This is a genomic window from Gordonia sp. (in: high G+C Gram-positive bacteria) (genome assembly GCF_012515855.1).
GTDB lineage: Bacteria > Actinomycetota > Actinomycetes > Mycobacteriales > Mycobacteriaceae > Gordonia.
This window is the reverse complement of the sequence record NZ_JAAYXO010000218.1, coordinates 1-6166: the sequence shown is the minus strand read 5'-3', so window position 1 is coordinate 6166 and position 6166 is coordinate 1. Positions and strand designations below refer to the sequence as shown.

Genomic DNA, 6166 nt, shown 5'->3' with positions numbered 1-6166 from the left:
TGTCGAGGGAGGTCCGCGTCAGCATTGTCGAGGTTCCGACCTCCTGGTAGGCGGCCGACGAGAAGTCCGCAGCGCGACCGTAGACACGTTGTCGCAGATCGGCCGCCGCGCCGGTCGACAGCGCGGAGCCGAACGCGATGGCGGCGAGGGACGCCAGCAGCCCGCAGACCGCGACCCCGAGCATCACCGCGCCCATTCGCTCGATGTACGGGACGTCGCCTGCGATCACGCCGTTGTCGACGATCAACGCATTGAACGCAGGCTGCGCAAGGCTCGCCGACATCGCGATGACCTGCGTGATCACCACGCCGACCAGCAGGCGTACGCGTCCTTCGACGGCGATCGATGCGAGTCGACGAACGGCGCCCATCGCCGATGAACGGTGTCGTGAACGCTTCACGCGGTCGTGCCCTCCATCGCGTCGCCGTGTCGGCCGAACCACCGACACCAGCCAGTATGTCGAACGGCGACCGCCGAGAGCTCGCGGCCCGCCACAACACGGCACGAACGCGCGGTTCGGTTGCCGTCGAGACAGGCCCGACGCCGTATCATCGCGGAGTGAAGGTCAGCGGGGCGACGATGCGCTCGGTCACGTGGTCGATGGTGGCGATGGTGGCGGTCGGAGCGCTGCTCATCGTGGCCTGGCACATCTGGGTGGTGCCCATCGGCCATCCCGTCTACGGGCTCTTCAACATGAACATCGACACCCGGGTCTACCGGGGCGGTGCGCTCGCGGTCTGGAACGACCGTCCGCTCTACGATCTCCCGGTCTACAAGGTCTGGCAGTTCACGTATCCACCCTTCGCCGCGCTGCTCATGCTTCCGTTGGCGCCGCTGCCCGAGCACACCGCTCAGTTCCTCTGGAATGCGGGCAACGTGGTGTGCCTGCTCGCGCTGGTCGGGGTGTCGTTGCGGGCGCTCCGCTTCCGCATCGACGGACGCTTCGTCGCCTTCACCGTCTTGTTCGCCGTCTCGGTCATAGGCCTCGAACCCGTCCACACCACGTTCTGGAACGGACAGATCAACCTGGTGCTCGCACTCCTCGTGATCGCCGATCAGGTTCGCCGCAGCGACCGGCTGCGCGGGGTCGGAATCGGGTTGGCCAGCGGAGTCAAGCTGACACCGATCTTCTTCACCGCCTACCTGGTGTTGACCAAGCAGTGGCGCGCCGCCATCACCGCGGTGGTCACCTTCGCGGCGACCGTGGCCCTCGGCATCGCGGTGCTGGGCGACGAGGGATGGCACTTCTGGACGGTGACGCTCGAGCAGACCGGGCGCATCGGCCCGCTCTACAACGCCGCCAACCAGTCGTTGAACGGCTTCTTCGCGCGGTTGCCCGCGCTGGGACTCGGGACCGCGCCCGACTGGCTGTGGATTCCGGCAGGCGTGGTCGTCGGCCTGCTCGGCCTGTGGGCGGCGTTGGCGGCCCATCGGGCAGGCCAGGAGTTGCTCGCCCTGAGCATCACCGGCATGACGTCCTGCGCGGTGTCGCCGTTCTCCTGGGGACATCACTGGGTCTGGGTGGTCCCGCTGCTGCTGGTGGCCGTGACCCATTGCGTCGACGTCGCCGACCGGCGTCGCCCGATCACCTGGCTGTGCTGGCTGGCACCCGCGACCGTGGTTGCTCTCACCTTCACCTGGTGGCACCGCAGCTTTGTGGTCGGCCCAGACGGCCAAGAGCGCCTGAAACTGACCTTCGGGGTGTTCCGCATCTTCCGCGGGCCGGTGACCGGCGACTGGGAACTGCCGTTTCGGTTGGCCGGCAGCGGCGCGTACGTCCTGTTGCTTCTGCTGACGATCGTCGTGACGCTGTGCCTGTGCGACGGACGTCGCGCGATACGATTCAAGCCGAGCGATCCCGCCGACCCGAAACCCGTTCAATCCGAAACGAGGAGCTAAGACCGTGCCCGACAACGTCGCGTCCGCCGAAAGAGTCCGCCTGCCCGAGACCGTACGGGTTCCGGCGGGCACTACCGCGGGCGCCGCCATGCGGGACGCCGAGCTGCCCGACGGCATGGAATTGCCGAACAAGGGTCCGCAGGCCGTGGTCGTCGTCCGCGATGCGAGCGGCGAGCTGCGCGACCTGTCGTGGGCCCCGGCCGCCGACACCGACGTCGAGCCGGTCACGGCGGATTCGGACGATGGTCGCGCGGTGATACGCCACTCGTGCGCGCACGTGCTGGCGCAGGCCGTTCAGGACCTGAACCCGAAAGCTCACCTGGGCATCGGTCCGCCGGTCACCGACGGCTTCTACTACGACTTCGAGGTCGAGGATCCCTTCACTCCCGAGGACCTCAAGGCCATCGAGAAGCAGATGAAGAAGATCATCAAGTCGGGTCAGCGGTTCTCGCGTCGCGTCTACGACTCGAAGGAGCAGGCGCGCGAGGAACTCGCAGGCGAGCCGTTCAAGCTCGAGTTGATCGACGATAAGGGCGCTGCCGACGACAGCGAGATCATGGAGGTCGGCGGCGCCGAGCTGACCGCCTACGACAACCTGAACCCGCGGACCGGCGAGAAGATCTGGGGCGACCTCTGCCGCGGGCCGCACGTGCCGACCACCAAGTACATCTCCGCGTTCAAGCTGACGCGCAGCTCGGCGGCGTACTGGCGTGGCGACCAGAGCTTGGCCGACCTCCAGCGCGTGTACGGCACCGCCTGGGAGTCGACCGAGGCGATGGACATCTACCTCGATCGTCTGGCCGAGGCCGAGAAGCGCGATCATCGCCGCCTGGGCAGCGAGCTCGACCTCTTCAGCTTCCCGGACGCACTGGGCTCGGGTCTGCCGGTGTTCCACCCCAAGGGCGGCATCATCCGCAAGGAGATGGAGGACTACTCCCGCGAGCAGCACGCCGCGGGCGGCTACGAGTTCGTCAACACCCCGCACGTGACGAAGTCGACCCTGTTCGAAGTCTCGGGCCACCTCGACTGGTACGCGGACGGCATGTTCCCGCCCATGCAGCTCGACGCCGAATACGACGAGGACGGCACCGTTCGCAAGCCGGGCCAGAACTACTACGTCAAGCCGATGAACTGCCCGATGCACAACCTCATCTACGGGTCGCGCGGACGCAGCTACCGCGAGCTGCCGCTGCGGTTGTTCGAGTTCGGTGCGGTGTACCGGTACGAGAAGTCCGGCGTCATCCACGGTCTGACGCGTGCCCGCGGCTTCACCCAGGACGACGCTCACATCTACTGCACGCAGGAGCAGGTGGTCGAGGAGCTGACCACGACGCTGAACTTCGTCCTCCAGCTTCTCAAGGACTACGGTCTCGACGACTTCTACCTGGAACTCTCGACCAAGGATCCGAAGAAGTACGTCGGTGCCGACGAGGTCTGGGAAGAGGCCACCGAGACCCTGCGCAAGGTCGGCGAGGCGTCCGGCCTGGAGCTGGTCCCGGACCCGGAGGGCGCCGCGTTCTACGGGCCGAAGATCTCCGTGCAGGTCAAGGACGCGTTGGGTCGCACCTGGCAGATGTCGACGATTCAGCTCGACTTCAACCTGCCCGAGCGCTTTGAGCTCGAATACACCGCCAGCGACGGCACCAAGAAGCGCCCGGTGATGATCCATCGCGCGCTGTTCGGCTCCATCGAGCGCTTCTTCGGCGTGCTCACTGAGCACTACGCCGGTGCGTTCCCGGTCTGGCTGTCGCCGGTCCAGGTGGTCGGCATCCCGGTGGCCGAAGCCTTCGCCCCCCACCTGCAGGCCGTCATCGGACGCCTCCGCGGTCGACGGGTGCGTGCCGAGGTGGACCACTCCGATGACCGCATGCAGAAGAAGATCCGCAATCACACCACCGCCAAGGTGCCGTTCATGCTGCTCGCGGGCGAGCGTGACGTCGAAGCAAACGCGGTCAGCTTCCGCTTCCGCGACGGCACGCAGCTCAACGGCGTGCACGTCGACGAGGCGATCGTCGCGATCGACGAGTGGGAGGAGTCGCGTCGCAACGACTCGCCGACCGCCGACACGATGCAGGAGTTCCTCGACGCGGCCCGGAAGCGCCGATGATCGACCCGGATCGTCTGCAGCGGCTGTGGACTCCGCATCGGATGAGTTACATCACGGCGGCCGCGCCCAAGAAGGCGGTCGACGGCGGTGAACTCAGCGGTCACCCGTTCCTCGACATCCCGCGGATGTCGGACGAGGACGGACTGATCGTCGCGCGCGGCGCGTCGGTGTACGCGGTGCTCAACCTGTACCCGTACAACCCCGGCCACACCATGATCGTCCCGTACCGTCAGGTCGCCGACCTCGAGGACCTGACGCGCGATGAGAGCGACGAGCTCATGGAGTTCACGCAGCGGACGATCCGGGTGATCAAGTCGGTGTCCCGCCCGGACGCGTTCAACGTGGGTCTGAACCTGGGTGCCGCGGCGGGTGGCTCCCTGTCGGAGCACATCCATCAGCACATCGTGCCGCGGTGGACCGGTGACGCGAACTTCATCACCGTTGTCGGCGACACCAAGGTGCTTCCGCAACTCCTGCAGCAGACTCGTGGTCTGCTTGCGCTAGCGTGGACCGAACTTCTCTAAAGGACGACAATGCTCAGCATCCTCGGACGTGCCTCGGTGTCGAAGGTGACCCTGCCGCTCGGTCGCGCGCTCATTCGCACGGGACTGACGCCGGACGCCATGACCATCATCGGCACCGTCGTGACGGTCGGTGCGTCGATCGCCCTCTTCTCGCAGGGTTACCTGTTCGCTGGCGCCCTGGTCACCTGGGCGTTCGTGATGTTCGACATGCTCGACGGTGCGATGGCGCGGGCCAGGGGAGGCGGAACCCGCTTCGGCTCGGTGCTCGACGCCACCTGCGACCGCATCGCCGACGGCGCGATCTTCGGCGGTCTCGCGTGGTGGGCGGCGTTCACCGAACCGCACGAGTTGCTGCTGATCGCCACGCTGATCTGCCTGGTGACCTCGCAGGTCATCTCGTACGCCAAGGCACGGGCCGAAGCCGCGGGACTCAACGGCGACGGCGGCCTCATCGAGCGTCCGGACCGCTTGATCATCGTGCTGGTCGGCGCCGGCTTCACCGATTTCCCCGGCCTGCACTGGAGCTGGGCGATCCACGTGGCGATGTGGGTCCTGGCCGTCGCGTCGGTGATCACCGTCGCCCAGCGCATGTGGTCGATCTATTCCTCACCCGGTGCGCGCGACCTGATCCCGTCGGCCGCCCCCGCCGCGAACGACGGCCAGAGTCCGGACCCGCAAGACTCGGACGAGGGGTGAGCGATGCTCGGCAGAATCGCTGACTACGCAGCGGACTGCGGGTACCGCGCCGGATGGGCGGCGGTCCGCTATGCGCCGGAGTTGGTGGCGCGCGGGGTGTTCGACGCGGTCGGCACCGTCGCCGGCCGACGAGGCGGCGGTCCGGAGCAGTTGCGCAAGAACCTCGCCCGGGTCATCGGCACCGCGCCCGACGAGGTGCCCGGCGAACTCGTGGAGCAGGCCATGCGGTCGTACGCGAGGTACTGGCGTGAGGCCTTCCGCCTGCCGTCGACCGACCCGGCCGACATCGTCGCGAGCGTTCGAATGTCCGAGCACGACCGTCAGGTGGTCGACGACCTCTGCACGTCCGGCAAGGGCGTGGTGATGGCGCTGCCGCATTCCGGGAACTGGGACATCTGCGGCGTCTGGCTCGTCGCCCATTACGGTCAGTTCGCGACCGTCGCCGAACGACTCAAGCCGGAATCGCTGTTCGATCAGTTCGTGGAGTACCGCGAATCACTCGGTTTCGAGGTCTTTCCGCTGACCGGTGGTGAACAACCGCCGTTCGCAGTGCTCGCCGAACGGCTCCGCGCGGGCGGGATCGTGTGCCTGATGGGGGACCGGGACCTCTCGCACAACGGCGTCCCGGTGGACCTCTTCGGCGAACGTACGCGCATGCCCGCGGGGCCCGCCAAGCTGGCCATCGAGACCGGTGCCGCGCTGCTGGCCGTTCACCACAGCTACCTCGACGAGGAGACCTCGCTCCTACGTTGCGGAACCGTCATCGACACTACGGGCGGCGTCGCGGCGGCGACTCAGGCGCTCGCGGACGTCTTCGCCGAAGGGATCGCCTCGGCGCCCGCCGACTGGCACATGCTGCAGCCGATGTGGGAGAGCGACTGGTCGCAAGCCCGCCGCGACCGGCTCGGCGTGAGCGATCCAGAACCGAGCTAGGAGGACA

General features: G+C 67.3%; 5 protein-coding genes and 1 pseudogene. 5 read left to right on the top strand and 1 reads right to left on the bottom strand.

Annotated features, from left to right (window positions below; translation table 11 throughout):
• Positions 1–400: pseudogene (locus GX543_RS15925) on the bottom strand (ABC transporter ATP-binding protein); the annotation flags it as partial.
• A 158-nt stretch (positions 401–558) separates the two neighbouring features.
• Between GX543_RS15925 and GX543_RS15920 the strand changes: the two are divergent.
• The 5 genes from GX543_RS15920 to GX543_RS15900 are packed head-to-tail and all read left to right on the top strand — an operon-like array spanning position 559 to position 6159.
• Positions 559–1899, top strand: coding sequence for a glycosyltransferase 87 family protein (locus GX543_RS15920; RefSeq protein WP_290853338.1), 1341 nt, complete (start codon positions 559–561; stop codon positions 1897–1899).
• A gap of 4 nt (positions 1900–1903) precedes the next feature.
• Complete coding sequence (thrS, locus tag GX543_RS15915) at positions 1904–4006, top strand: threonine--tRNA ligase (protein ID WP_290853337.1); 2103 nt, start codon at positions 1904–1906, stop codon at positions 4004–4006.
• Positions 4003–4530 carry an HIT domain-containing protein gene (locus GX543_RS15910; RefSeq protein ID WP_290853335.1) on the top strand — a complete coding sequence of 176 codons (528 nt, stop codon included), beginning with the start codon at positions 4003–4005 and terminating at the stop codon, positions 4528–4530. Before thrS ends, GX543_RS15910 begins: the two co-directional genes overlap by 4 nt.
• 9 nt (positions 4531–4539) lie before the next feature.
• Positions 4540–5226 (top strand): phosphatidylinositol phosphate synthase, encoded by a 687-nt coding sequence (pgsA, locus tag GX543_RS15905; protein WP_290853332.1) that lies wholly within the window; start codon positions 4540–4542, stop codon positions 5224–5226.
• A 3-nt stretch (positions 5227–5229) separates the two neighbouring features.
• Positions 5230–6159, top strand: coding sequence for a phosphatidylinositol mannoside acyltransferase (locus GX543_RS15900; protein ID WP_290853331.1), 930 nt, complete (start codon positions 5230–5232; stop codon positions 6157–6159).
• Positions 6160–6166: the final 7 nt, after the last annotated feature.